Origin of the sequence: Shewanella sp. JNE2, assembly GCF_023159115.1 — a bacterium.
GTDB lineage: Bacteria > Pseudomonadota > Gammaproteobacteria > Enterobacterales > Shewanellaceae > Shewanella > Shewanella putrefaciens.
The window spans coordinates 1,346,564-1,372,118 of sequence record NZ_CP096169.1 but is presented as its reverse complement, the minus strand read 5'-3'; the positions used below and the strand labels follow the sequence as shown (position 1 = coordinate 1,372,118).

Sequence of the window (25,555 nt, the reverse complement as noted above, 5' to 3'; positions counted from 1 at the left end):
TGGTTTGGAACGACCGAAAGTGTGCAATGAATCTGTTTCAGTTTTATTTCAAGTGTGACAACTTAGGTGAATACACGGAAAAATACGTCAGCAATAAAAATTAAATGCCATTAATATCAATAAGTAATAACTTAAAAACCGGAATGTTACAATTTAATGAATTCTGCATTAGCCCTTAGATTAAGCTATTGCGTGTAGGTTTACCCCGCCCCAACTATGCCGTAAACTGCCACTTTATTTTCCTATGAGCGCCTCTTATGTGGTTTAAAAATCTTACTCTTTATCGTTTTAATAAACCTTTTGTCGTCGAAACTGAAGCACTTGAAACCGCACTTGCAGATTTCACTTTCTCCCCATGCTCAAGCCAAGACATCAGTAAATTTGGGTTTTCCAATGCCTTAGGAAAAAAAGGCAGTTCCTTGGTGCATAGTGCCAACAATCGCCATTTAATTTGTGTGACTAAAGAAGAAAAAATGCTCCCAGGCCAAGTCATCAAGGAAGCACTTGAAGAAAAAGTGGCTCTCATTGAGGATGAAGAAAATCGAAAACTGGCAAAAAAAGAGAAAGATGCTCTTAAAGATGAAATTATCACCAGTTTGTTACCACGGGCATTTTCACGCCGTAGCCAGACTCGCGCACTGATTTTACCAGAGCTGGAAATGATCCTCGTTGATAGTTCAAGTGCCACTAAGGCCGAAGAATTATTAGCGTTATTACGTAAAGCTCTCGGCAGTTTGCCAGTGATCCCCTTAAGTTTTAAAGCGCCTGTTGAGTCCCATTTAACCGAATGGTTAAAGAATGGCAGTGCACCATTACCCTTTGAAATGCAAGATGAAGCAGAGCTTAAATCAGAAGCAGATGAAGGTGGCATTGTACGTTTTAAGCAACAGGATCTAAAAGAAGATGAAGTGCTCGCTCACTTAGCGACGGGCAAACAAGTTCATAAATTAGCCCTGCACTTTGGTCAATCCATCGCGCTATTGCTGCAATCGGATGCTAGCGTGAAACGTCTTAAATTCTCTGAAGAATTTAGAGCGGGGAACGATGAAGTCGGTACTGATGATCCTATGGCACGTTTAGATGCTGATTTTGCATTAATGGGTAGCGAGTTAGTTGCCTTAATGCACGCACTTGTATCAGCCCTTGGCGGACTAGAAGAAACACAAGACTAACTCCTCACTTAATAACGAGTACATGATAAAAAAGCGCGCTAAATTAGGCGCGCTTTTAATCCAGATAACAACATAAATACGTTAGATTTTAACCGCTAATTCGCCTCGATTATCAAAAGGCCACTCAATACCCAACCATGCCTTAAAGAACGCCTTTTGCTGCTTAGTTGCATTAGCATTGCCCTTTAACATCAGCATACCACTTTGTTGCTCACCCAGTTTCAGAGTCACTTGCTTGATTTTATCGTTGCTAAATAAGGTTACTTCAATGCTATCGCCAGCATTAAAATCTTTTATCCGTTTATTAAAGCCTGTAGCTGTTACCTTAAGACCATTAATCGCGAGGACTTCATCACCCGCTACAATGCCCGCTTGCCATGCGGGACCATTACGCAATACTTGATCTAATACCAAAGATCCATATTTACTGCTTAAGGTCATGCCCGCAAATGCCTCAGCTTTGGAATCCTTTCCATAGGACATAACCAAACCAGCCTGTGCTAACAGATCTGGGTAATCTAGGCTTATAGGACGATTCACATTAGCGTGCCACCAAGGAGTGTAATCTTTACCTGATAAATCTTTTAGAATTTGCTGCACATCATTGACCGTATATCCCTTCGGCACCCGATGATTTTGATATAAACGACGGTGCACATCACGGTAAGAATGCTTCAGTTTAGAGTCTTCGAGAAGTGAGAAGTCTAAGGCTAAAGAGGTTAAGTAGCCCTCGGAGTAAATATTCACACTGTGATTAATCGCATAATCGCCACCCGTACTAGCCCATTGCCCTGCACTGGCCTCGGCGACAGACTGAGTTTCTCGCCCTGGATTAAGTTGGTTTTTTTCAATACGTTTGGCTAAATCGTCGAGAAACTCTTTTGGTGTCATCACACCTGCCCGAAGGAGTAACTGTCCTTGGAAATAGCTAGTTGAACCCTCGGCCATCCATAATAATTCCGTCATATTTTCATGCTGGTAATCATAGGGGACGAGCCCATCAGGGCGATAAGCTTTGACATTCCAAGTGTGGATAAATTCGTGGGATGCCGTACTAATAAAGCGTAAATAATCCCTACGTTCCCGAAAACTAAAACGGGGTAGCTGAATAATAGTGGAGTTTAAATGTTCAGTCGCCCCACTTGCGCCACTGGTAGCATGTACCATATAAACATAACGCTCAAAAGGATAATCGTCCCAAATGGCTTTTGCTTGACGACTTAATGCAGTTAAATCCTTAACTATTTTATCGACGTTGTAATTTCCTTCTCCCCAAAAAACAAGCTCATACTTTTTCCCATCTGCACTGAAGTTTCTATGAGTACTGATGCCTGTTTCAATAGGAGAGTCAATTAACACGTCATAATTGGGCGCAATAAAAGAATGGGCTAAATGACCAGAAGCCATTCCCGAATAGCTTTGCCATGTTTTAGGCACTTTTAACTGCACTTCAACGGGTTCAGCTCTAAATTGCGGACTGAACATAAACACACCACTGGCATCTAAAAACGCATGACTGGCATCAATATGACGAACCCGTTGATCTAATTCATTAGCATATAACTGGTAAGTTACCGTTACACGGGTCGGTTGTTTGAGCGTAACTTGCCATTCACCGCTCGCCGTGCGCTTCCACGGCAGCTCATTACCTTTACTGTCTTGAGCGCTAAAGAGGCGCACGCCATCGGCTAAAGGTAATACTTGATATTTCCCCGTACGCCACACAGGAAGATTAACGGTAAAACTGTGACCACTCGTCTCAGGAAACATGACCCTAACATGTGCCAAATGCTGCTCTGGCTGGCTTAAATCAATTTCATAGTTTACATCAGCAAATACACTGGCTGAAAAAAATCCACTTAGCATCAAGATTGATAATCTGTTGGGTTTCACTCTTGCTTCCTTCTGTTATTATGCTTCTTATAATTTCCCCAAGTATAACAAGTCGATGTAGCAAGCTCATTAGTCGCTAACAAAAGCTAACAAAATATATTCCTTGCCCTAGGAAAGATGAGATCAGTATAAAAATGCAAAAAATTATTGTTATTTTATTGACGCTGTTAATGTCGGTTTCCTGGAGTGTTCAGAGTCGTGATCTTGAATCTGAAGAAGTTGAACTGCGTGAAACACCGCAAAACATGTACGACACCCTACATAAATCGCTCTCTTTCCCTATTGTCTTTAAAAATCGTGAACAATTCGAGCGTGTAGCCCAAGAGCAAGGTTATAAGCCAGCAGAATTTATGCATCTTTTGCAATTACTGGCACGACTTAATATGGAACCCAATGTTAAATCTAAAGTTGGAGTTCAAGATGCAAATGCCATCATAGCGCTACTCGCAAGTATTGCCGAATCGCCCTATGAACAAGCCTTTGTTGCTATGTTGAAGGGGAGGTATATTGGTCGAACAGAACAAAAGTATCAAGAAGCAATAACCCTCTATAACGAGGCGCTCAGCCGTATCAATGACAGCTTTGATATTGAAGCCATGCTGCTTAAGCACACCATTCACGAGCATTTAGGTGGTTTACATTTAGTCATACGCCAAGATGTTCCCGCCTTAATGCACTTTCATACCTATCGTGATATCGCCTATAAGCTACGAAATGATTATCTGATTGCTGCTGCGGAATCAAAACTTGGCCATTATTACAATAAAAATCAGCAACTAACTAAATCATTACAACATTACAGTGAAGCCATTCGGCTCTCTAACCGCTCTAACTATCCCTCAATGAAAACCCACCTACAGCTGCAGTTAGCCAAGGTTTATCGTGATTTAAAGCAATGGGATGAAGCGCTGAAGAATGCCCATGAAGCCGCTGACGGTTTTAAAAAAATGGGCAATGATACTTATCTATCGAGTTGTATGACTGTCATCGCCATGGTGTACGGTGAACAAGGAGACTGGAATAAGGCTATTGATTACTACCTTAATGCCCAGCAATTAGATGCTAAACGCGGTAACTATATTGCCCAAGGTCTGAACTACCATAACCTTGGGCAAGCCTACTCAAATATCAGTGACAACACGAATGCCTTAAAATATTTATTAATGGCAAATCAAATCTTTCAAGAAAAGCAAAGTCATCATTATTTAGTGTATAACGAATTATTGATTGGTGAAGTAGCCAAAACCAATCAGGATTGGCCATTGATGATGAGTCATGCCGATAATGCATTGGTGCTTGCAACCGAACTAAAACTGATGGACGAGCAAAAATCCGCATTAACACTCATCGCCCTCGCGGCAGAAAATTTAGGAGAACAGGGTAAAACCATAGAGACACAAAAGCAGATCATTGAATTAAGTTCACAAGAGCAAAATACAGATAAAGCCCCATCTGTATCACCATCAACGCTCGCAGAGCAGCAACTCAAGCTTGAACTTAGCCTGTTACAAAATAAATTTAATGAAGCTCAGCAAGAAACCCAAAACACCTATAAGCTATTGGTATTATGTGGTTTTATTCTGGCATTATTTATTATCATTATGTTGATACAACTCAAATCTCGCCGCCAAATCAAAATCGAAAATAAAGCGTTAGCACAACTCAGTCAGCAGGAAGCTTTTACCCATCACCTAGGATATGCTGCTTTACTTGCACATTTAAGCCCTGGACATTTAAACCAAAAACAACCATCAACAGCCGCACTAGGCTTAATTGAATTTCCAGAGCACGTCACGACGGATCTTCACTATGGCCAATACTTTGCCAATACCATAAACACTAAATTGGCGGCCCTAATATCTGATGCACTATCCCTACCCGTCTATGTTATACGTCAAGGAGTATTTGCCGTTCGATTCAACCATGGGATAGAACCAGAGCAAATTATCAGCCAAATTCGACAGTACCTCGATAGACAAGCATTGACCCAGACGTTTAAGCTCGGATTTATTAACTTACCTCTGCTGGTTAAATCAGAAATGAAAATGGCGCCTCAACTTCAATTTGAGACAGCGCAAATGGCCCTCGCCTGCGCGCGTAGCATACCGACTCAAGGCGATCATTATGTCAGTCTTAGAGCACTCGATTTTGTACCGCCAACGCTCTTTGCAAATCCGCTCTTTTTACATCTCGAGAAGGGCATTGAACGCGGATTGATCCGCGTGGAAACCAACGCAAATAAAGACGATATCCATTGGCCTTGCAGGGAAAATAACCAATATAGACAATTACTGGAAAATATTTGATCAATATCAGTCATTAATCACGGGGACACAGCCAAATCGCATTTGCACTCTACTGTCATTGTTATAACATTAGTAGCATATCGACTTCACAGCTAATCTGGACATAGGATCGTCATGCTTTTTAGCCTTGCAGAGTTAGGAAAATACTCCGGATGAAGGATTCAAACGCAACCGTTTCACAACTTGCATTATTACAACAAAAACTTCACTCGGCCAAACTCGCCTTAGATGAAGTCAATGAAGATAGAAATGCCAAGTTACAAACACTACTCCAATTTATTGGCCATTTAAGCCTAGCCTGTAAAGGGCAAAACCTTGAACTGGATAATAAGCTCGCTAAACTTCGCCATAACTTAAGTACGTTTGAGCGGATCGATGAGGCATTGCCAGAATTAGTGGATGTTGAACGCCTATTAAAAGGCCAATATCACCATGTGATGGTACAACTCGAAGAAAGTCGAGCGGGATTAGCCCAAGTGGTTCGTCAGATCCAACGCGTTAACTCTGCACCCGAAAAACTCAAAAAAGAAGTTAACTATTTCAAGCAGGATCTTTCCAAACCTTTCCATACAGTTTGGGAATATATTCCTAAAGTTAAACAAATTATTGGCTTTTACGAAACCATATTACAGCAGCAATTTAGCGAATCAGAAAAGCTTGAAATTCTACCTAAGCACAGACAACTTGCCCATGAACTAGCCCACATGATTTCGGAAATTGAATTCCGAAAAGATCAACGTGATCAGGTGTTAGTCATAAAGGAGATGCTGGCTTCCGATATAGAAATCGATAATTTGCTCGAAGCTTATCAAACCATTTTATCTTTATTGCTTGATAACATCGCACGGGAAAAGTCGGCATCCCAAGAATTTTTATACGCCTTAAATGATGCCCTAGCCGCGGTACGGGAAGTGGTCAGTGAATCCTACAACCACACCCAACGCAGTTTTCAGCTAAAAACACAGTTAAACAGAGAGATCAATACTCGGGTTGATAACGCAGGAGCAATCATATTAGATGTTGAAGATGTGGTTGATCTTAAAGCAAAGCTTACCGAACAGTTAAACTCGATCCGCTCGGCATTAGCCCGTAAAGAAGCCTTGGAACAGAGGGAACAAGCACTGTTGCGTAAATCCATGGAAACAATGCGCAAAGAACTCAATGAACTCAGTACCGAAGCAAATACCTATAAAGAACGGTTATTCGAGCAACAAAAACTCAATTTATTAGATAGCTTAACGCAATTACCTAACCGCGCAGCCTTAGAAGAACGCATGGAGTTGGAATACCGTAACTACCAACGTCATAAGAGCCCATTGTGGGTTGCTGTTGCCGATATTGATCATTTTAAAACTATCAATGACAGTTTTGGCCACAGTACGGGTGATAAGACATTGCAGGTAATTGCGATGGCACTTAAGAACTCCCTACGAGATACAGAATTTGTTGCACGCTACGGCGGTGAAGAATTTGTCCTCTTACTGCCCGATGTTGGTAACGGTGATATTGTTCAACTTTTAAACAGAGTGCGTGAAAAAGTAAAAAACATTCCATTTAAATTTAAAAATCAGAGAATTACAGTTACAGTATCTATAGGGGCTGCACAAGTTATGGGGAATGAACTCATACATGAGACCTTCGAACGCGCCGATGCAGCACTCTATAAAGCAAAACATGAAAGCAGAGACAGGGTTGTGATTGACGTATAGTTAAGACCGACTATACGCCTCCTCTTATCACTCCTGTCAAACGAAGGAGTGATAAATGATAGTAAAAGTTAGCCCTAAAGGTAGCATGGATCAGCTTTCACAACTTGAAGTTGATCGCCTCAAAAAAAGCGCAAAAAGCGCATTGTATCAACTGTATCGTAACTGCTCACTCGCTGTACTTGCCGCTGGTTTAAAAACCGATAATTCTAAAGCCCTATTTGAACAATACAAAAACTTTGATATCAATGTCCTACAACGGGAACGCGGAGTTAAATTAGAACTCATCAATCCACCCGAACAGGCTTTTGTCGATGGCCAAATTATCACGGGTATTCAAGAACATCTGTTCTCTGTACTCAGGGATATTCTTTATATTAGCGACAAATATGAAACCCTAAAATACATCAATCTTGCCAATGCCAGCCATATTACTAACGTTGTCTTTGATATTCTGCGTAATGCGAGAGCCATTGCGCCAATGAAAGATCCTAATGTGGTCGTTTGTTGGGGCGGACACAGCATTAATGCCATCGAATATCAATATACCCGTGAGGTCGGCTATCAACTCGGACTGAGAGAACTCGATATCTGCACTGGTTGTGGCCCAGGAGCGATGGAAGGGCCAATGAAAGGTGCCGCGATTGGCCACGCAAAACAACGGATAAAGAATGCCCGCTATATTGGTTTGACAGAGCCTAGTATTATCGCTGCCGAGCCCCCTAATCAAATTGTCAATGAACTGGTGATTTTACCCGATATTGAAAAACGCTTAGAAGCCTTTGTACGCCTCGGGCACGGTATCATTATTTTCCCAGGTGGCGCGGGAACGGCTGAAGAACTGCTCTATATTTTGGGCATTTTACTGAATAAAGAAAATCAGGAAACGCCCTTCCCACTGATCCTCACAGGTCCCACGGAAAGCGCCGATTATTTCATAAAAATAGACGAGTTTATTGCCGCAACCTTAGGGGATGAAGCACAGAAAAAATATCAAATTATCATTGATAATCCCGCAGAGGTGGCTCGGGTAATGAAACAAGGTATGGAACAAGTCAAAGCCTACCGCAGAGCAACAGGCGATGCGTATCAATACCAATGGGCATTGAAGATTGAAGCGGAGTTTCAACTGCCCTTTATCCCAAGCCATGATGTCATGGCCAACTTGGATTTACACTTAAACATCGACAAAGCAAAACTTGCCGCCAACCTACGAAAAGCCTTTTCGGGTATAGTAGCGGGTAATGTTAAATCGGATACAATCAAACAAATAGAACATTTGGGTCCCTTCCAATTGAAAGGTGATCCAATACTGATGGATATGATGGATAACCTGTTGAGTGCGTTTGTGCAGCAACAGAGAATGAAACTTCCCGGCACAGCTTATGTACCATGTTATCAGATAGTTAAATAAGGTCGTTAGCAAACCAAGCCAATGAATAAGTTTTTAATCATCGATGGTCTCAACTTGGTTCGCCGTATTTATGCGGTGATCCCCGATGAGAACGATATGGAAAGCCTTAAGGAGCGCGTCACTTCGGCATGCACTAAATTGCTGCGCGTCCACCACCCTTCCCATATAGCTATCGTGTGGGATGGAGATGAAATTTCATGGCGTAAACAACTTTACCCCGACTATAAAAAAGGCCGTAAACCTATGCCTGAGCCACTTGCACAGGGACTCAGAGCATTACAGGAGCATTTAGCCACACTTAATATCGCCTCTATCTATGCCGCCGCAGAAGCCGATGATGTGATTGCCACTCTTGCGGTGAAAACGGCTAAAGCACAAGGAGAAGCCATAATCGTTTCCACTGATAAAGGCTTTAGCCAGCTCAATCATCCACGCATTACCCAGTGGGATCATTTTAATCAGCAATACCTAGATATTGCTGCATTAGAACAAAAACTGGGCGTTGACCGTAGCCAGTTTCTCGATTTAATGTCGCTGGCAGGAGACAGCGGTAACAAGATCCCGGGTATTGCAGGCATAGGTCCAAAATCGGCGGCAGAACTTTTAAAGACCTTCAGGACATTAAGCACACTCTTTTCATCATTACCTAACTTGGGCGCTAAACAAGCGAAGAAACTGGCCGAGGGTAAAGAAATGGCGCGCCTCAGTTATAAGCTGGCGCAATTGCAAACGGATTTGCCTCTCAATATCAATTTAAAAGACTTCCGAGCAAACAGCACACCTCATCCAGCCCCCAATATAGAGCAATAAATTTATTGTTAACACTAAGTTGCAATAAACACATTTACCTTGGTGTAACAAAAGCGTATTTTATGGTCGAACTAGGGCGATTCATTCGATGAGGAAAGGGATTAGTTTAAATGAAATCAAAAACTTCAGTAATTATCGGTAGTATTTTTGCTGCTTATGTTGCGTTTGTGGCCGTGATAGTCCTCGTATATGAACCCACTCCTGATGAGATGAATTGGGAAGATAGACAAGCCTACTTGAACCAAAAAGTTAACGATCTAACCCTAGGGCAAGATATTACCGAAGTGAGAGCAATGTTAGGCAAGGCTGATTTTTCAGAGGCCAAAACACTTGATACACACCAACTTCAAGTGCTTTTTTATCGTACTCACCATGAAAAATCAGATGGCATAACAACGAAAGGGGAATGTACTCCGCTGATATTTAAAAATAATAAACTTATCGCTTGGGGTGGGGATACCTATAAACAGTATCTCGATGCCGAAACAGATGTTGTAAGTCCCACAGCCAAAGAGACTGAGACTAGTAGCAAAAACTAACTTTATTTTGGCACTGTTATCGCAATGCTATTATCACAACAAGTTAAGTGATATAAGCATGTTAACCAGAGTTGACAAAGGCAGTAGTATATCAACACATTGCCATTTGTGGCTCACAAATACCCCAAAGCAAGACAGTTGAGTTACGCGCATTACGCATTAATTGTCATTGCGTCCCCAGTGACACCTCTCCCCTTTATTTAGCAAGAAGCATCCTTGAGGGATCTTCTAAAACATCCGTGTTTTAGAAGATCACTGGTACAACAATGCCAATCTTAACTACCCTTTAGCAATTCGCGTTCGGCTAAAAATATTACCCCTAAACGGCTTACATCCTTCTGAGATAATTTATCAATCTAATATACGTTGACTTATTTTTAATAATGCTACAAAGTCATTTGATATAAGCTTAAATTTCAACCAATCTGACTGTTTCAAACTAATTCATTAATAAAGGGAATTATATGAAATTGAATTATTTAATATTTATACTATTCGCAGGTTCATTCTTAAGTTCATGTGCCGTCAACAATAGCACAACATCTGAACCCGATTATGCACCACCTTCAGCGCCATGTTCTACGGGCTATTGTTCTGCTGTGACGACCAAACTCTATGAAACAACGACTAGTCTTGTGACAGATACTAGGACATTTGTTTATGAGAATGGTCAGTTAATAGCCATCGATACATCGAGTAAAGAAATTAAGAAATCTGGTAAAACAGTTCAAAAATGATCACATGAGTCATTTTGTTATCTTTCTCGTTGAATAAGGAATTACCGTTGATGTAAATGATGCAATTTACATGTTTAAAGAAAGATTACAGAACACCCCCTTTACGAAGTAACTAACGATGTTTTTGCAGAACATGTGCGTTCGTCACCAAAGAAAATTATCTGCACAAGTCAATGCGCGCCCTTTCAGTATAAAAAATGCCACCTTCTGGTGGCGTTTTACTTATGCTAAAGCTAAGGCTGAGAATTACTCATCATCGGATTTATATTCGACATAGGCTTCACCTTGGCTTAACCAATCAGGCGCTGATTTGCCTTTTAGATAATGGTCGAAATATTCCATCATGCGAATACTGTAATCGAGCTTGTTTGGATATTTTTTCAAATGATGCGGTTCATCTTCATATTGCAAAAACACCACCTCTTTACCCGCACGACGCATCGCTAAATACATTTCAATACCTTGCTCCCAAGGTACTGCATCATCCTTATCGCCAAACATAATCATTAAAGGCGTTTGGATACGATCAGCATAAAATACTGGTGAGTTTTCAATGTATTTTTGTGGTGCAGCAAACAAACTGGCACCAATACGACTCTGCCCAGTTTCATACTGGAACTGGCGCGCAAGCCCTGTACCGTGTCGAATACCGCTATATCCACTGATCATATTAGCAACAGGTGCTCCCGCCACAGCAGCCTTAAACATCTTAGTTTGAGTAATAGCAAATGCCGTTTGATAACCACTCCATGAATGACCTTGCAAACCGATGGCATTGGGATCGGCAATCCCGATATCGATTAACTTTTGAACGCCAGAAGTAAGTGCTTGTACTGAACTTGCGCCAGGATAACCAATATCAAACCGAATATCCGGTAAGAAGATGGCATAACCATTATCGGCATACCAAGCAAAATTGGGCCTATGGTTGATGTGCATCGATGGAAATGCATGCAATCTATCCGTCATCACTTGGTAGTAATAAACCAGTACTGGATAGCGCTTACCTTGTTGATAATGGGTCGGCTTTATTAATACACCATCTAATGGTTTACCATCACCATTAGTCCAGTGGACTAACTCGGATTGACTCCAATTAAAGGCTTGTCGCTGTTTATCTAACTCGGTTTGTTTCACTGCATTTTGTGGTGCGTTATAGCTCGCAGTATATAAATCGGGGAATAAATCAAAACGCTCCTTTGAAAAAAGGAGCGTATCGGCGTCTTTACTGCGCCCCAAGACACTGAGTTTATACTCACCTTGCATCAATGTGTTAACACCAGCGGTGCCAAGCGTTGCTTGATAGAACCCATCGGCTTTAGTTTTATCGCTGTAACCATGAAGTAATACAGTCGCATTATGTGAAAGCTCGGTCGGCTCATCGGGATTATCCACTAAACCTTCGATCCGATATTGGATTTTTTGTGCGCGCCCTTGCCCCGCGGTTAACACAAAACCCGCTTTAGACTCAGTATTAAACTGCCAAACATCGTATTTGTCATAAACTAAAAAGCCCGCATCATCTTTTAGCCAAGGGCCAAAACCATATCCCGGCGCACTAGAGGGATAGTCATGATCTTCATCGGCAAAACTAACCTTTAAAGATTGAGTCAGATTAGTGCGACGTCCCTCTGCAATATCATAAAGATAAACGTGACCCTGCTGATAATAAGCCACATATTTACCCTTCCCTGAGAGTGTTGGCTCTGCATCACTTGGCTGCTGCGTTAGAAATAGCACCTTACGACCAGTATTAATATCAACAAGATAGTAATCTTGATAGAAGCCAGCCCAGGTTGTCATCTTACGATAGGGTAAATCTGAACTCGCCAACATAAAGCGTTTATGTTGTGAAATCGTCACATCTGGAACGGTTTGATCGCCGAGCTGTACCACATTATTCGAGCCTAAATGTAAAACGGCAAGATAAGTACGTTGTTGTTCTTTCTCATATTGTTTGATTTCATTAGGTTTAATTCGCGGGTCATCACCATGCCACACCTTAAGCCCACGCAGACCTGTGACAATTTCTTTATCGTACAGATCCTTTTCTTCGGTAATTTTCTTCAGGCTTAGCTGCTGACTAACCTCAGGGACACGGCCGAAAAAGAGTCGCTCACTGTCTAATGAGAAGCTTAAACTAGTGTAGCGATTGAGTTTCCACTCGGGTGACTCAGGAATTTTACTGAGTTTGCCCGACTGCAGATCAACCAGCGATAACTGATAGCTGCGGCCATAAGGTAACTCGCTGTCTTTGCCCTGCGTAAATGCAAGCCAACGACCATTTTTAGCCAGCGCTAACGCACCAATCTGCTGACTATTCGATTCAAAAACCGTAGATTGCTGCTGGGAGGTTAAATCCACTAATCGCAATTGATGTCGCTGATTAGCGATATCATTGATTGCCAGTGCAAGTCTGCGGCTATCTTTATCAAGAACATAGGCCGTAACATGCTCTGCATCAATTCGTTGCGCTTGGTTTTCTAAATTGATCAAACTAAAACGTCGGCCTTGATCAAACTTATCCACTTTAGGCTTTTCGGCCTTAACAGGGCCTCCCGTTAATATTTCTGCGGTTTCAATAGCCTCTTTGGGATCTTTTGGTGTTTCCTCATCGGCCTCAAACCAAACTGCGAGATGGTTACCCGCATGACTAAACGCAAATTCCTTCACGCGTTCGAAGCGAGTCTGTGTGCCCGTTTGAGTATCGAGCAATACCATGTCAGCCTTGAGTTGCTTCTTTGTCTTAGCATCAGAGGTTTCAACGGTAAGTAAACTAGGTTTCACCACCATAGCCACATAACGACCATTGTGGCTAATCATAGGTTCTGAACCACCCGCGATATTATAGTCTTGGCCAGTGTGTACATTTTTTATTATCGTATGGCTATCGCCCCGATCAGGAGCTGACTCCACCGCAAATACTCGACCATTATCGGCAATCACAGGCTTGCCGAGAGATTCAAAATGCATGATGTCCGTTAAGGTGAGCGGCTTAGTGCGGGTTTCGGCCTGCACCGCAGATAATACCCCGAGGGATAACAGAACCAGAGATGTGATAGGGAGTAACTTCAATGTCTTCCTCTTTTATGTATTTGTTAGACTAAAGTAGACTTTTTTAACTATTGGCCCTCCATCATCGTTATAACCCAGTATTTTTACAAGTTTTAGCACATAAAAAATCGTGATATCGCTCACTATTTCCTGTGAAGTTTGACCAAAGGTGGTTAAAATAATGGGGAGAAAAATACCAAATTCATAGTCCTGCTATCCAGTTAACACTGGGGCAGACAATTGCAGTAACGACGAACCGTGGAAGGACTTCTCCATGTCAAAAAGAACGATAACCGTAATTCCAGGTGATGGAATTGGCCCAAGTATTATTGATTCAGCCTTAAAAATTCTTGATAAAGCAGGTTGTGATTTTGAATATGAATTTGCCGATGCTGGTTTAACAGCACTCGAAAAACAAGGCGAGTTACTTCCACAGCGTACCTTAGAACTTATCGAAAAAAATCGCATCACACTTAAAGGTCCACTCACAACACCAGTAGGTGAAGGCTTCACTTCTATCAACGTGACATTACGTAAAAAATTCGGCCTGTACGCGAACGTGCGCCCAGTATTGTCCTTCAAGGGAACCCAAGCCCGTTACGAAAACATTGATATCATCACAGTACGTGAAAACACCGAAGGTATGTATTCTGGCCACGGCCAAAAAGTGTCAGACGATGGTTTAACCGCTGAAGCCACCAGTATTGTGACTCGCCAAGGCGCAGAGCAAATCGCCACTTTCGCCTACGAACTGGCCCGTAAAGAAAACCGTAAAAAAGTCACTATCGTGCACAAGGCCAACATTATGAAGTCAACTTCAGGCTTGTTCCTGAAAGTGGCCCGTGAAGTGAGCCTACGCTACCCAGACATCAAAACCGAAGAAATGATCGTCGATGCAACCTGCATGAAGTTAGTCATGAACCCAGAGAACTTCGATGTGATCGTGACCACCAACCTATTCGGTGACATTTTATCTGACCTGTGTGCTGGCTTAGTCGGTGGTTTAGGTATGGCACCGGGCGCAAACATTGGCCGTGATGCAGCAATTTTCGAAGCGGTTCATGGTAGTGCACCCGATATCGCCGGTAAAAACCTCGCCAATCCAACCTCCGTCATTTTGGCCTCGATTCAAATGCTGGAATATTTAGGCATGGCTGATAAAGCGGAACAAATCCGTAAAGCAGTATCTGCAGTGATCGAAGAAGGCGACCGTACGACTCGCGATTTAGGCGGCACCCACGGCACCACAGACTTCACTCAAGCGGTACTCGATCGCCTAAGTTAAGATTGAAGCGAACGCATTAAACTAAAAAGCCCCAAGGTTTCCTTTGGGGCTTTTTGTTATTTTTAATAAACAGTGGTGTTAGCTCACACCCGCATAGTTAATTCCACGCGGTATTAGGACGTAGCCATAAATGCACTGTCACTTCATCACGGTCGTGATAAAGATGCTTACACTGCACTTTAAAATCAGTCACACCATTCTCTTTAAGAATCGTCTGCATGGTCTCAAGAATGGCAGTCACTTCTTTATAGCGACTCTTCATCGGTAATTTAAGATTAAAAATCGCTTCCTTAAACCAACCGTTAATCGCCCAAGCTTCAATCAGTTCGGCAACGCGCGCAGGTTTCTCAACCATATCACATACTAACCAATAGATATTTTTGCGCTGCGGCTCGAAACGGAAACCGTCTTCACGGTAATGTTTCACTTGACCCGTTTCCATCAGTTTTTCATCCATGGGGCCATTATCAACCGCTGACACAAACATACCACGGCGAACCAATTGGTAAGTCCATCCCCCTGGGCAAGCGCCCAAATCCACTGCATTCATGCCACTGCGAATACGTTCTTCCTGCTCTTCCTTAGGCACGAATTGGCCAAAGGCTTCGTCGAGTTTCAAACTAGAACGACTCGGTGCATCCGCCGCCATTTTAAGGCGTGGAATGCCCATAAAATGTGGCGAACTGTTATTACTGTTGGAATAACCCACATAGGCACGGCCGGGGCCAATAAAACACACGTGGATAATCGGACGTTTGGGATTTTCCTGCGCAAGCAAACTACCTGATTTTTTCAAATGCTGGCGTAACGGCACAGTGAACTTACGGCAAAAAGCCGAGAGCTCTTTCGCTTCGTTCGTATCAGGTGTTTCAACCCGCACTTCACCCGCTTTGCTGACGTCACTGAGCGCCGCAACGATTGGGCTTATTCTGTCATTTTCAGGCAAGTCGACTAACAAGTCGCTAGCAGCAAACATCTGGCGGGCGAAAATGAGCGAATCTAAAGGTAATTGTTTGACTAATGTATCGGCAGCGTCTTCTTCAAAACATTGGTATACAACATAAGCGTCGTTATTGTTGGCTTTAACAAAGCCACCCACATTGAGCTCACCGGCTCGCTGTTGGATTTCTGCAGCGCATTCTTTTTCAAAACCTGCGCGGCAAAATAAAAATAGGTTTTTCATGGGGATCCCTGAGAAATCCAAGCCAAAGCATTGGCTGACTATCGATTTGGGCGCCAGTATACCAATTTCAATCCACAAATGCCCTATTTGCCTACTGCGGAACCTTGAATTGCGATTAGAGAAATAAAAAAGGCTTAGGTGCGCCCTAAGCCTATTAACTCACATAAGCATCAATGATTAAGACTCGTGACCGTCGATAACTTTGTGACGCCATACCGCGGCGGCAAATAATAACCAACCGAGTAAAAAACAACCACCACCCATAGGCGTAATAGGACCTAACCACTTAGTCCCAAACAAGGCCAGTCCATATAGTGAACCCGAAAATAGTACTATGCCTGTGACAAAGAGATATGCCGACCAGTCCAGTAAACGCGAGGTTAACCATTGGCCCGAGAAGGCAACCATGATGAGGGCAAAGGTATGGTAGAAATGATATTGCACACCTAAGTTAAAGACTTCGATTAAGTTTGGTGGCGCGACCGCTTTTAAACCATGGGCACCAAAAGCCCCTAAGGCGACGGCTAAGAATCCGCTTACGGCGGCGAGTAACAATAAACCTTTACGCATTTAACGCTCCTGCTGGAATGGGATTAACTCATTCAACATTTATTCGCTCAACATTAAGCTCACGAATAAATTCACTTGATAAATCAATAGCACGTGCAAGGTTAGCGGCTTCACTAGCGCATGACGACTTTCTTGGGACAAAACTATGATCGCCGTCGGTTATCCAAGCCAATCCTATCTCAGCTTTCAAGGGCCAGCTTGGGATCTGCGCTTTGCCACCAAACTTATCCCGCTCACCCTGTACGACTAATACTGGGACTTGGCATTCATTCAAAGGTTCCAATCTAGGCTCGCCGCCTTTGAGTGGCACAAAAGGATAACCTAAACAAATCACCCTATCGATGCGCGCCGCTAATGCAGGATCGCAGGCTAATAGGGCCGCCATACGCCCGCCCATGGATTTCCCCATTAACACTACACGTTCAACTTGTGATTGTGAGTGGGCGATATCGAGCATCTGTGTAAAACACGCGAGCAATTTAGGCGCACGGTCCGGTGGACGCCGTTTGCCATCTACAGCATTCGCCTGCATATAAGGAAAGTTAAAGCGCATCACTCGAAAGCCCTGAGCAGCTAATCCCGCCGACATGGCCTGCATAAAATCAGAATCCATGTTAGCCCCCGCACCGTGGGCCAATAAAATCAAAGTACTCGCAGGCTCCCCTTCCAATACATAACTCGGCTTATCCGGGCAACAACTCACTGCGAGACTCCTCGGCAAACATATCTAACATCCATTCGCGAAACGCCACCACTTTACCCAGCTCGGCATGATTTTGTTGGCAAACTAAGTAGTAAGCATCTTTACTGACCAAGACTTCTTGGAATGGGCACACAAGCCGCCCAGCTTTGATATCGGGGCGTGCCAGCACGCTGTAACCCAGAGCAACCCCTTGACCATGGGCTGCCGCCTGCAATACTAAAGACGAATGACTAAAAATAGGCCCTTGATTCACATTAATATCGGTAATCCCACATTGCCTAAACCATGCCTGCCAATCGTGACGACTCATATCATGCAGTAGCGTGTGATACTTTAAATCACTAGGTTGAGATAGAGGTTTAGGACCGTTGAGTAGCAGCGGGGAACACACAGGAATTAATACTTCATTTCTCAGCTTATCGGCACGAAGCCCTGGCCAATTACCAAGACCGTAATAAATAGCGACATCCACATCGTCCGTTAAAGAACTCGCCTCGCTATCGACGGCTTTTATACGTACGTCAATATCAGGATTTTTCTCACTGAACTTAGCAAGCCGAGGTACTAGCCATTGGATGGCAAAACTGGGCGACATACTCACAGTTAAAGAACCTATTGCACTTCGCGCCAATAATCTATCTGTCGCATCGGCAAGTTGGATAAAGATATCTTTAATATCGAGGAAGTAACTCTGCCCTTCTTCAGTTAACAACAAAGAACGATTCTTTCGGCGAAATAATTTTAATCCGAGAAAGTCTTCTAATGCCTTTATTTGATGACTCACCGCAGCTTGAGTAACAAACAATTCTTCAGCGGCTCGAGTAAAGCTCAAGTGCCGTGCGGCGGCTTCAAATGCTTTAACCGCATTAAGCGGTGGTAATCGTCTTGACATAGTGATCTCTATCTCAATTTTTAATTAGTTTTTCTAATCCGTATTGTTACATTTAATCGTTTGTAAAGGCCAGTGATTTTGGTTAAATTTTGCGCCAATGAAACACCTTGGTTGGACAATCTCGAGAACGATGATGGGAATGTCTGACAGCGTTACTTTGTCAGCCCGGAGGCGACTATGTTCAATTTAAAATCTGTGTTTGCGTTTGTGTTAGTTTCAACACTCAGTGCACATGTGAGTGCCAATGCGTTTGTTGACGAAATCGTCATCGACACAGCAGATCTACAAGCAAGTATCAGTGCAGACTTGACAACAACAATGGAAAAAATGCACCAAGAAGCTTTAGAAGAAGCCACTCTGCTCATTGCCGATGAGAAAGAAGCGACACCAGCACAACAAGTTGTTAAAACCAAATAATCCTCTCATTCCACTCGATTTGTCCATCAATTGAGGGAACCCAGAGAAAAGCCGCATCAAAATGCGGCTTTTTTGTGTACTAAATTTATGGGCGATACACTTTTACGTTGGTATATCCCTGTTCAATTAAATATAGCGCCTGCAGCTTACTCATGACACCTCGCTCACAGTAGAGCAAATAGGTCTTTTGCTTGTCGAGATCGGCAAACTGGGTCGCTAATTTAAAAAATGGGATTCGCTTTACCTCAACACCTTCAATATTAAGAGGTTTATGTTCCTCTTCTTCTGGTGCTCGGATATCGATAACCACTTCATTAGTCTCAATGGCGATGACAGTTTCAGTCTCGGTGATTCGAGTGTCCATTTGTTCTGCTATCTCTCTAATATCAATGGTGACGGCCTGTGCGACAATTTGGTCGATTAAATCTTCAGAGAACTTCTTCTCTTCCGCTTCAACCTTGGCGAGTACTGCCTTGACGGTGGGTTTTTGTGAGATAACACCACAATACTCTGGCATTGATTTAGCAAAATCTTCGGTACCGATCCTGCGACTTTCGTTGATGATATCCTGTTTATCCATTGCGATTAATGGGCGCAAGATCAGCAGTTCAGTACAACGATCAATGACGTTCAAGTTGGTTAAGGTTTGACTCGATACTTGGCCTAAACTTTCACCGGTAACCAAAGCTTGGATGCCAAGTCGTTCAGCAATTCTTGCCGCGGTGCGCATCATCATACGTTTCAATACAACGCCCATTTGACCATTGTCGATTTTCTCTAAAATTTCGGCAACCACAGGCTCAAAGGGGACTGAAACAAATTTAACTTTATGGGATTCACCATAGGTTTTCCAAAGATGATAAGCCACTTGCTTAACACCTATTTCGTGCTGCGCGCCACCTAAATTGAAGAAGCAATAATGGGTACGAGCACCCTTTTTGATAAATTGATAGCTAGAGACACCTGAGTCAAAACCGCCGGATATCAATGACAACACATCTTCTTGTGTTGCCATAGGGAAACCACCTAAACCCTCAATACGCTTAGTCACCATGTAAAGTTTGTCGCGGTCAATTTCCAGATTAACGGTGACATCAGGATTCTTTAAACGCACCCCAATCGCATCGGTAAACTGATTTAAACCGCCCCCCACATAACGCTCCACATCAATGGAATTAAAGTCGTGATCGCCAGTCCGCTTAACCCGTACACAGAAGGTTTTACCGGCAATTTGATCGCGGTAAACCGGTAGAGCTTGTTGATAAATATCATCCACGGATTCAAAGCTATACTCATCAACCTGTACGACGTGAGCAATTCCAGGAATACAAGCAAGACGCTCACCAAAGGCCTGAGCTAATTCAGGCTTATGCTTTGGCACCATCACCATAATTCGGTCCCATTGACGCTGCACTTTGGCATCTTCGTCAACTTTTTTAAGCACATTACGGATATTAGTTTCGAGCATTTTGGTGAAGCGCATCCGCACAGGTTTGCTCTTCATCATGATTTCTGGATACAGCTTTACAATAAACTTCATGGGATTTCCGCGGGCAATTTTGAAAACAGCAAAATTGGTTTAAAAAGAATAATCGGAGGATTATAACAAACCCGCTGCTATTGACGCACCTATTTCAATCAATCCAATATTCTCCTCTGCCATCAAATACTCGAACTGTGACAACACGCCCTAAACTCAACGATAAAAAAACCGCGTGAAAGACGCGGTTTTTTATTCTTTGCTCACCGAGTGTTAAGGTGAATTCTTGAGCTGAATTTCTTCAGACTCTTTTGCCTTACCTTGTTCGATCGCAATTTCAACTCGGCGATTACGGGCACGATTTTCTGGTGAATCATTAGGCACTATCGGATTGTTAGAAGCCATACCAACCACTTTCATGCGTTTAGAGTCAAAACCTTTCACCTGGACTAACTCGTGGGCCACCGCGACAGCACGTTTACTGGATAAATCCCAGTTAGAGCTATAGAGCTCATCACTTATCTGCATATCATCAGTGTAACCTGCAACGGTAATAACCCCCGGTACATCTTTTAATAGCTCCCCCACCGAGCGCACTACAGGTTTAAATCGAGGTTGAAGAAATCCAGATCCCGAAGCAAAAGAGCCTTTTTCACGAATACGAATAATGATTTGCTGCCCGAGTGATTCAATCTCAATCGCACCATCGATGATCTCTTTATTTAATTCCTGAGCCATCTTCTTCACTTGCTGATTGATTTTATCCTGTGCAGCAGCCGCATCCGCTTTAACTGCCTCTGCGGTTTCCTGAGCCGTAGAGCTTGCCTCTCCACCACGCTGTTCACCCCGTTGCTGTTGAACCCCACCAGCACTGTCATCCTCTCCAGCTTGAAAATCGAGCACTGGCTCCGTCATTTCATTCGTTTGCTGATTAATAATTTCAATCGGCGTTGGATCGGGACGTCCGGGGCGAAATTCCAGCGCAATCACCGATGTCCCCTTAGGGATATCCTTCACTTCAACCTTATTTTGCACACCGAAAGCAAACTTCATTGACCCTGCGATCTGCTTAAACTTCAATACATCCATTTCGGAAAATGATAATAACAATACGAAGAAGCACATCAATAGGGACATCAAGTCAGCAAATGTTGCCAACCAGAGCGGCGCTCCCGGTGGTGGACACTTGCACTTCGCCATGAGCTACTCTCCGTCCGTCGTATCAATTTTCCGCTGTTTTTCAGCAAGATAATTCTTTAGAAAACCTTCAATGACACGAGGATTTTGACCATCTTGAATTGCTAACACCGCATCCATAATTAAATTACGATTCAGCATTTCTTCTCCCATACGTAGGGAAAGTTTATCTGCGATAGGAATAGCGACCATGTTAGCTAACATAGCACCATATAAAGTAGTTAAAAGAGCAACCGCCATCGCTGGCCCAATGGATTTAGGATCTGACATATTAGAAAGCATCGCGACGAGACCGACTAAAGTCCCTATCATCCCCATTGCTGGACCCACGTCACCAAATGCTCTGAAAATGGCAATACCATTACGATGACGCTCTTCGGTTAAATCAATATCCTTTTCAAGGGCGGCACGCACCACCTCGCCGTCATGACCATCCACTAACATATCCACGGCTTTTTGCATAAAACTGTTGCTAATTTGCGCTTCCTCTAGTGCGAGGAATCCACCTTTGCGGGCAGCATCTGCCATAGTCACAGATTGTTCAATCAATTCTTCAGGTTTATCAATCTTAAACATGAAAGCTTTAACCGCAATTTTTACTGCACTGAAGAATTGTTTTAAATTAAACTTCATCATTACAACGAAGAAAGAACCACCAAATACAATAAAAATCGAAGGTACATCAAAAAAAATCATCAGGCCGCCGCTGGTCACCATAGCGCCGAGGATAAAAGCAAAGGCCCCCACTAATCCTATTAATGTAGCTAAATCCACAACGGCTCCTCAATATTTGTTATCGACGACATCATACTGACTCTATTGATAAAGTTATACTCGCGTTATCCCAAATATATAACACTTTCATCTTCACTTGAGACTTATCGTTGATGTTATCACCTGATTACAACCTAGCTAGGCCTATTGTCCGTTATCGGACAAGCACTAAGCAAGTTTAGCGGTAATTTATATTTTCTGAAAAAAATTCAGCGACAAAGCGTGCTATTGAGCAAATATCCGTCGTTGGAATTTGACCCTTGAGCCGCCCTGATATACCTTGTGTCCGCTAAACCAAAGGAAGCATAGACGTGGCGAAGAAACCCGAAAATCTCAGTTTTGAAGAATCCCTTGGTGAACTCGAGCGAATAGTCTCAGAGTTAGAACAGGGTGATATCTCTCTCGATGACGCGTTAAAGCAATTTGAACGTGGTATTAATCTTGTTCGCAATAGCCAAGCTAAGCTCGAACAAGCCCAACAAAAAGTGGCCATTTTACTAAAACAAGATGAAAATGCGCCCCTATCTCCCTATGCCGTTGAGGGTGAATAAGCGTGTTAGCCAGTACAATTCAAGAGTATCAACTGCGAGTTGATACCCAATTAAAACAGCGTTTTAGTACGCTTGAAGATACCGCCCCCCAATTGAAAGCGGCAATGCAATATGGTGCCTTGCTAGGAGGCAAACGCATTCGTCCCTTCCTTGTTTACAGTGTGGGGCAAATGTTCGGGGTTACTTTAGAAAAATTAGATGCCTGTGCTGCTGCTATTGAGTGCATTCATGCCTATTCTTTAATCCATGATGATTTACCGGCAATGGACGATGATGCGCTGCGCCGTGGTCAGCCTACCGTTCATATCGCTTTTGATGAAGCGACGGCGATTCTTGCTGGAGATGCGCTGCAAACCTTAGCCTTTGAGATTGTGACTGAAGCCGTTCCAGGAATAAGCAGCGAGCAACATATTGCCATGGTTAGGGCCCTAGCAAAAGCATCAGGTTACCGTGGTATGTGTGGCGGTCAAGCAATCGATTTAGCCTCAACCGATAAACAAATTGATCTTAAGGCATTAACTCAGCTACATAATATGAAAACGGGCGCACTTATCAGTTGCGCCGTTGAGTTAGCCTTGATCGCCGCGAATGCGCCTAAAGATCAATATCAAACCATGATGACATTTGCCCATGCGGTAGGACTTGCCTTCCAAGTGCAAGACGATATTCTGGATATCATTGCGACTACAGAAGAATTGGGCAAACCACAAGGTTCGGACACAGAATCAAATAAGAGCACTTTTCCACAACTGCTTGGACTACAGGGAGCGAAAGACACAGCAGCACAACTGATCCAAGAGGCACTATCAGCGCTGGCTAAATTGCCATACAATAGCCAGTTAATTGCAGACTTCGCCCGCTATATCATTGAGCGAAGAATATAATAAGAGACGAAGTATCTCGCTATGAGTTTGGACATTTCTCAGTTTCCTGTGTTGGCACAAGCCAATACCCCTAATGAACTCCGCCAACTTCCTCAGGCCCTTTTACCGCAAGTGGCCGATGAATTAAGGGAGTTTCTACTTAAGTCTGTTGGCATGTCCAGCGGACATTTCGCCTCTGGGCTTGGCACGGTAGAGCTTACGGTTGCCTTGCACTATGTCTACAACACCCCATTTGATCGATTAATTTGGGATGTTGGGCATCAGGCTTATCCCCATAAAATCCTGACTGGTCGTCGGGATAAAATGCACACTATTAGGCAAAAGAATGGTTTACATCCTTTTCCTTGGCGTGAAGAAAGTGAATACGACACTTTTAGTGTCGGTCACTCAGGTACCTCAATCAGTGCTGCCCTTGCCATGGCCGTTGCCGCAGAAAAAGAACAGGCAGGGCGTAAAGTTGTTGCCGTGATCGGCGATGGCGCTATGACTGGCGGCATGGTGTTTGAAGCCATGAACCACGCGGGCGACTTGCACAATGACATGCTCGTGGTACTGAACGACAACGAAATGTCGATTTCAGAAAATGTCGGTGCCCTCAATAATCACTTAGCACAACTCATGTCTGGCCGTTTCTATACCACACTACGTGAAGGCGGTAAGAAAGTGCTCAAGGGTATGCCTGTCATAAAAGAAATGGCGAAACGGACTGAAGAGCATCTTAAAGGCATGGTTGTTCCGGGCACTTTATTTGAAGAGTTAGGTTTTAACTACATAGGTCCAATTGATGGCCATGATGTAGACGCATTGGTTGAAACTATGCGTAATATGCGTAACCTCAAAGGCCCACAGGTACTTCACATCATGACCAAAAAAGGTCGCGGTTACGAACCTGCGGAAAAAGATCCTATTGGCTGGCACGCAGTACCTAAATTCGATCCAACACAATTTAAAAAACCCAGTACAACCCCTGGTTTACCAACCTTTTCACAGGTATTTGGTAAATGGTTATGTGATATTGCCGAACAAGATGACAAAGTATTAGGCATTACGCCCGCCATGCGTGAAGGCTCGGGGATGGTAGAGTTTTCCCAGCGATTCCCTAAGCAATATTTTGATGCAGCCATTGCCGAGCAACATGCAGTAACCTTAGGCGCTGGTTTTGCCTGTGAAGGCTATAAACCTGTTGTAGCAATCTATTCAACCTTCCTGCAACGTGGTTATGATCAGCTGATCCACGATGTTGCTCTGCAACGTTTACCCGTGTTATTTGCCATTGATCGTGGCGGTATCGTCGGTGCCGATGGTCCAACCCACCAAGGGGCGTTCGATTTAAGCTTTATGCGCTGCATCCCCAATATGGTGATTATGGCGCCGTCGGACGAAAACGAATGTCGCCAAATGCTCTATACCGGCTACTGTTACAATGCAGGCCCGAGTGCGGTGCGTTATCCAAGAGGCAGTGCAACGGGGGCTACTCAAGTGGAAGCCATGACAGCACTTCCTATTGGTAAAGGTGTCATAAAACGTGTAGGTAAGCGTATTGCTCTGTTAAACTTTGGTACAACACTCGCCTCAGCTTTAACTGCGGCCGATAACTTAGATGCCACGGTTGTCGATATGCGCTTTGTCAAACCGCTCGATGCCGAGCTAGTGACGGAAATGGCGCAGACCCACGATATCCTAGTCACCGTAGAAGAAAATGCCATTATGGGCGGCGCGGGTTCTGGAGTACTTGAATTGCTCCAAAAACTCAAAATGCCAAAACCTGTGCTGCAAATCGGTCTACCCGATGAGTTTATTAAGCACGGTTCACCAGAGGAAGTCACCCATGACTTGCAACTGGATGCTGAAGGTATTTTGGCCCAAATAAATGCTTATTTAGCACAGTAGCTAAAACTAAAGCTCAATTAAGATAATTGTTCCCCAATAAAAAAAGGACTGCCGTTGCAGTCCTTTTCGTTTTATCTCTTGGATAAGCCTACCGAGAT

At 43.4% G+C, this 25,555-nt stretch carries 20 protein-coding genes; 11 read left to right on the top strand and 9 right to left on the bottom strand.

Going from position 1 to position 25,555, the window contains the following annotated elements:
- The first annotated feature begins 257 nt into the window (after window positions 1-257).
- Entirely contained in the window at window positions 258-1,172 is a 915-nt protein-coding gene (rdgC, locus tag MZ182_RS06175) for a recombination-associated protein RdgC (protein ID WP_011918960.1), read from the top strand.
- A gap of 81 nt (window positions 1,173-1,253) precedes the next feature.
- Here rdgC and MZ182_RS06170 read toward each other — a convergent pair whose 3' ends face one another.
- On the bottom strand, window positions 1,254-3,065 hold the full coding sequence (locus MZ182_RS06170) for a M61 family metallopeptidase (RefSeq protein WP_248065654.1): 1,812 nt from the start codon (window positions 3,063-3,065) through the stop codon (window positions 1,254-1,256).
- Window positions 3,066-3,199: 134 nt separating this feature from the next.
- Here MZ182_RS06170 and MZ182_RS06165 point away from each other — a divergent pair, with 134 nt between their 5' ends.
- The 5 genes from MZ182_RS06165 (at window position 3,200) to MZ182_RS06145 (ending at window position 9,840) form a co-directional block, all read left to right on the top strand.
- Entirely contained in the window at window positions 3,200-5,371 is a 2,172-nt protein-coding gene (locus tag MZ182_RS06165) for a tetratricopeptide repeat protein (protein ID WP_248065653.1), read from the top strand.
- 152 nt (window positions 5,372-5,523) lie between these two features.
- Window positions 5,524-7,080 (top strand): sensor domain-containing diguanylate cyclase, encoded by a 1,557-nt coding sequence (locus tag MZ182_RS06160; RefSeq protein ID WP_011790084.1) that lies wholly within the window; start codon window positions 5,524-5,526, stop codon window positions 7,078-7,080.
- 55 nt (window positions 7,081-7,135) lie between these two features.
- Window positions 7,136-8,491 carry a nucleotide 5'-monophosphate nucleosidase PpnN gene (gene ppnN, locus MZ182_RS06155; protein ID WP_011790085.1) on the top strand — a complete coding sequence of 452 codons (1,356 nt, stop codon included), beginning with the start codon at window positions 7,136-7,138 and terminating at the stop codon, window positions 8,489-8,491.
- A gap of 21 nt (window positions 8,492-8,512) precedes the next feature.
- Window positions 8,513-9,301 (top strand): flap endonuclease Xni, encoded by a 789-nt coding sequence (gene xni, locus MZ182_RS06150; protein WP_248065652.1) that lies wholly within the window; start codon window positions 8,513-8,515, stop codon window positions 9,299-9,301.
- A 110-nt stretch (window positions 9,302-9,411) separates the two neighbouring features.
- The gene (locus MZ182_RS06145) at window positions 9,412-9,840 is read left to right on the top strand and encodes a DUF3192 domain-containing protein (protein WP_248065651.1); all 429 of its coding nucleotides are present in this window, start codon (window positions 9,412-9,414) and stop codon (window positions 9,838-9,840) included.
- A 983-nt stretch (window positions 9,841-10,823) separates the two neighbouring features.
- Here MZ182_RS06145 and MZ182_RS06140 read toward each other — a convergent pair.
- Window positions 10,824-13,652: a prolyl oligopeptidase family serine peptidase gene (locus MZ182_RS06140; RefSeq protein ID WP_248065650.1), complete on the bottom strand. Its 2,829-nt coding sequence runs from the start codon at window positions 13,650-13,652 to the stop codon at window positions 10,824-10,826.
- Window positions 13,653-13,905: 253 nt separating this feature from the next.
- Between MZ182_RS06140 and MZ182_RS06135 the strand changes: the two genes are divergently transcribed.
- Complete coding sequence (locus tag MZ182_RS06135; protein ID WP_011790092.1) at window positions 13,906-14,916, top strand: isocitrate dehydrogenase; 1,011 nt, start codon at window positions 13,906-13,908, stop codon at window positions 14,914-14,916.
- Between the two features lie 97 nt (window positions 14,917-15,013).
- On the opposite strand, the gene rlmM is transcribed toward MZ182_RS06135, so the two are convergent.
- From rlmM to MZ182_RS06115, 4 genes are all read right to left on the bottom strand, one after another.
- Window positions 15,014-16,099 carry a 23S rRNA (cytidine(2498)-2'-O)-methyltransferase RlmM gene (gene rlmM / locus MZ182_RS06130; protein WP_248065649.1) on the bottom strand — a complete coding sequence of 362 codons (1,086 nt, stop codon included), beginning with the start codon at window positions 16,097-16,099 and terminating at the stop codon, window positions 15,014-15,016.
- Between the two features lie 177 nt (window positions 16,100-16,276).
- A complete protein-coding gene (locus MZ182_RS06125; RefSeq protein WP_014610175.1) occupies window positions 16,277-16,669 on the bottom strand; it encodes a DUF423 domain-containing protein in 393 nt (130 codons plus the stop codon).
- Window positions 16,670-16,697: 28 nt separating this feature from the next.
- Window positions 16,698-17,372 (bottom strand): alpha/beta fold hydrolase, encoded by a 675-nt coding sequence (locus MZ182_RS06120; protein ID WP_248065648.1) that lies wholly within the window; start codon window positions 17,370-17,372, stop codon window positions 16,698-16,700.
- The gene (locus tag MZ182_RS06115; protein ID WP_011790096.1) at window positions 17,353-18,264 is read right to left on the bottom strand and encodes a transcriptional regulator GcvA; all 912 of its coding nucleotides are present in this window, start codon (window positions 18,262-18,264) and stop codon (window positions 17,353-17,355) included. The genes MZ182_RS06120 and MZ182_RS06115 overlap by 20 nt, the downstream gene beginning before the upstream one ends.
- Before the next feature lie 177 nt (window positions 18,265-18,441).
- Between MZ182_RS06115 and MZ182_RS06110 the strand changes: the two genes are divergently transcribed.
- Entirely contained in the window at window positions 18,442-18,681 is a 240-nt protein-coding gene (locus tag MZ182_RS06110) for a hypothetical protein (RefSeq protein WP_011790097.1), read from the top strand.
- A gap of 85 nt (window positions 18,682-18,766) precedes the next feature.
- Here the strand turns inward: MZ182_RS06110 and thiI are convergent, their stop codons facing one another.
- From thiI to pomA, 3 genes are all read right to left on the bottom strand, one after another.
- Window positions 18,767-20,221, bottom strand: a complete 1,455-nt coding sequence (thiI, locus tag MZ182_RS06105) for a tRNA uracil 4-sulfurtransferase ThiI (protein ID WP_011790098.1) — start codon at window positions 20,219-20,221, stop codon at window positions 18,767-18,769.
- A gap of 213 nt (window positions 20,222-20,434) precedes the next feature.
- Window positions 20,435-21,361: a flagellar motor protein MotB gene (locus MZ182_RS06100; protein WP_011790099.1), complete on the bottom strand. Its 927-nt coding sequence runs from the start codon at window positions 21,359-21,361 to the stop codon at window positions 20,435-20,437.
- 3 nt (window positions 21,362-21,364) lie between these two features.
- Window positions 21,365-22,132 (bottom strand): flagellar motor protein PomA, encoded by a 768-nt coding sequence (pomA, locus tag MZ182_RS06095; protein WP_011790100.1) that lies wholly within the window; start codon window positions 22,130-22,132, stop codon window positions 21,365-21,367.
- Window positions 22,133-22,443: 311 nt separating this feature from the next.
- Here pomA and xseB point away from each other — a divergent pair, with 311 nt between their 5' ends.
- Genes xseB through dxs form a run of 3 tightly spaced genes read left to right on the top strand, consistent with a single transcriptional unit; the run spans window position 22,444 to window position 25,457 of the window.
- The gene (xseB, locus tag MZ182_RS06090; RefSeq protein WP_011790101.1) at window positions 22,444-22,683 is read left to right on the top strand and encodes an exodeoxyribonuclease VII small subunit; all 240 of its coding nucleotides are present in this window, start codon (window positions 22,444-22,446) and stop codon (window positions 22,681-22,683) included.
- Between the two features lie 2 nt (window positions 22,684-22,685).
- On the top strand, window positions 22,686-23,567 hold the full coding sequence (gene ispA / locus MZ182_RS06085; protein ID WP_014610172.1) for a (2E,6E)-farnesyl diphosphate synthase: 882 nt from the start codon (window positions 22,686-22,688) through the stop codon (window positions 23,565-23,567).
- Window positions 23,568-23,588: 21 nt separating this feature from the next.
- Window positions 23,589-25,457 carry a 1-deoxy-D-xylulose-5-phosphate synthase gene (gene dxs / locus MZ182_RS06080; RefSeq protein ID WP_011790103.1) on the top strand — a complete coding sequence of 623 codons (1,869 nt, stop codon included), beginning with the start codon at window positions 23,589-23,591 and terminating at the stop codon, window positions 25,455-25,457.
- Window positions 25,458-25,555: the final 98 nt, after the last annotated feature.

What these genes read in the sequence shown, in the direction of transcription:
- MZ182_RS06100 (WP_011790099.1), bottom strand. Translation starts at nt 21,361, where the DNA reads ATGGCGAAGTGCAAGTGTCCACCACCGGGAGCGCCGCTCTGGTTGGCA.
- xni (WP_248065652.1), top strand. Translation starts at nt 8,513, where the DNA reads ATGAATAAGTTTTTAATCATCGATGGTCTCAACTTGGTTCGCCGTATT.
- MZ182_RS06125 (WP_014610175.1), bottom strand. Translation starts at nt 16,669, where the DNA reads ATGCGTAAAGGTTTATTGTTACTCGCCGCCGTAAGCGGATTCTTAGCC.
- ppnN (WP_011790085.1), top strand. Translation starts at nt 7,136, where the DNA reads ATGATAGTAAAAGTTAGCCCTAAAGGTAGCATGGATCAGCTTTCACAA.
- dxs (WP_011790103.1), top strand. Translation starts at nt 23,589, where the DNA reads ATGAGTTTGGACATTTCTCAGTTTCCTGTGTTGGCACAAGCCAATACC.
- MZ182_RS06165 (WP_248065653.1), top strand. Translation starts at nt 3,200, where the DNA reads ATGCAAAAAATTATTGTTATTTTATTGACGCTGTTAATGTCGGTTTCC.
- rdgC (WP_011918960.1), top strand. Translation starts at nt 258, where the DNA reads ATGTGGTTTAAAAATCTTACTCTTTATCGTTTTAATAAACCTTTTGTC.
- MZ182_RS06115 (WP_011790096.1), bottom strand. Translation starts at nt 18,264, where the DNA reads ATGTCAAGACGATTACCACCGCTTAATGCGGTTAAAGCATTTGAAGCC.
- rlmM (WP_248065649.1), bottom strand. Translation starts at nt 16,099, where the DNA reads ATGAAAAACCTATTTTTATTTTGCCGCGCAGGTTTTGAAAAAGAATGC.
- MZ182_RS06110 (WP_011790097.1), top strand. Translation starts at nt 18,442, where the DNA reads ATGTTCAATTTAAAATCTGTGTTTGCGTTTGTGTTAGTTTCAACACTC.
- MZ182_RS06160 (WP_011790084.1), top strand. Translation starts at nt 5,524, where the DNA reads ATGAAGGATTCAAACGCAACCGTTTCACAACTTGCATTATTACAACAA.
- MZ182_RS06135 (WP_011790092.1), top strand. Translation starts at nt 13,906, where the DNA reads ATGTCAAAAAGAACGATAACCGTAATTCCAGGTGATGGAATTGGCCCA.
- thiI (WP_011790098.1), bottom strand. Translation starts at nt 20,221, where the DNA reads ATGAAGTTTATTGTAAAGCTGTATCCAGAAATCATGATGAAGAGCAAA.
- MZ182_RS06145 (WP_248065651.1), top strand. Translation starts at nt 9,412, where the DNA reads ATGAAATCAAAAACTTCAGTAATTATCGGTAGTATTTTTGCTGCTTAT.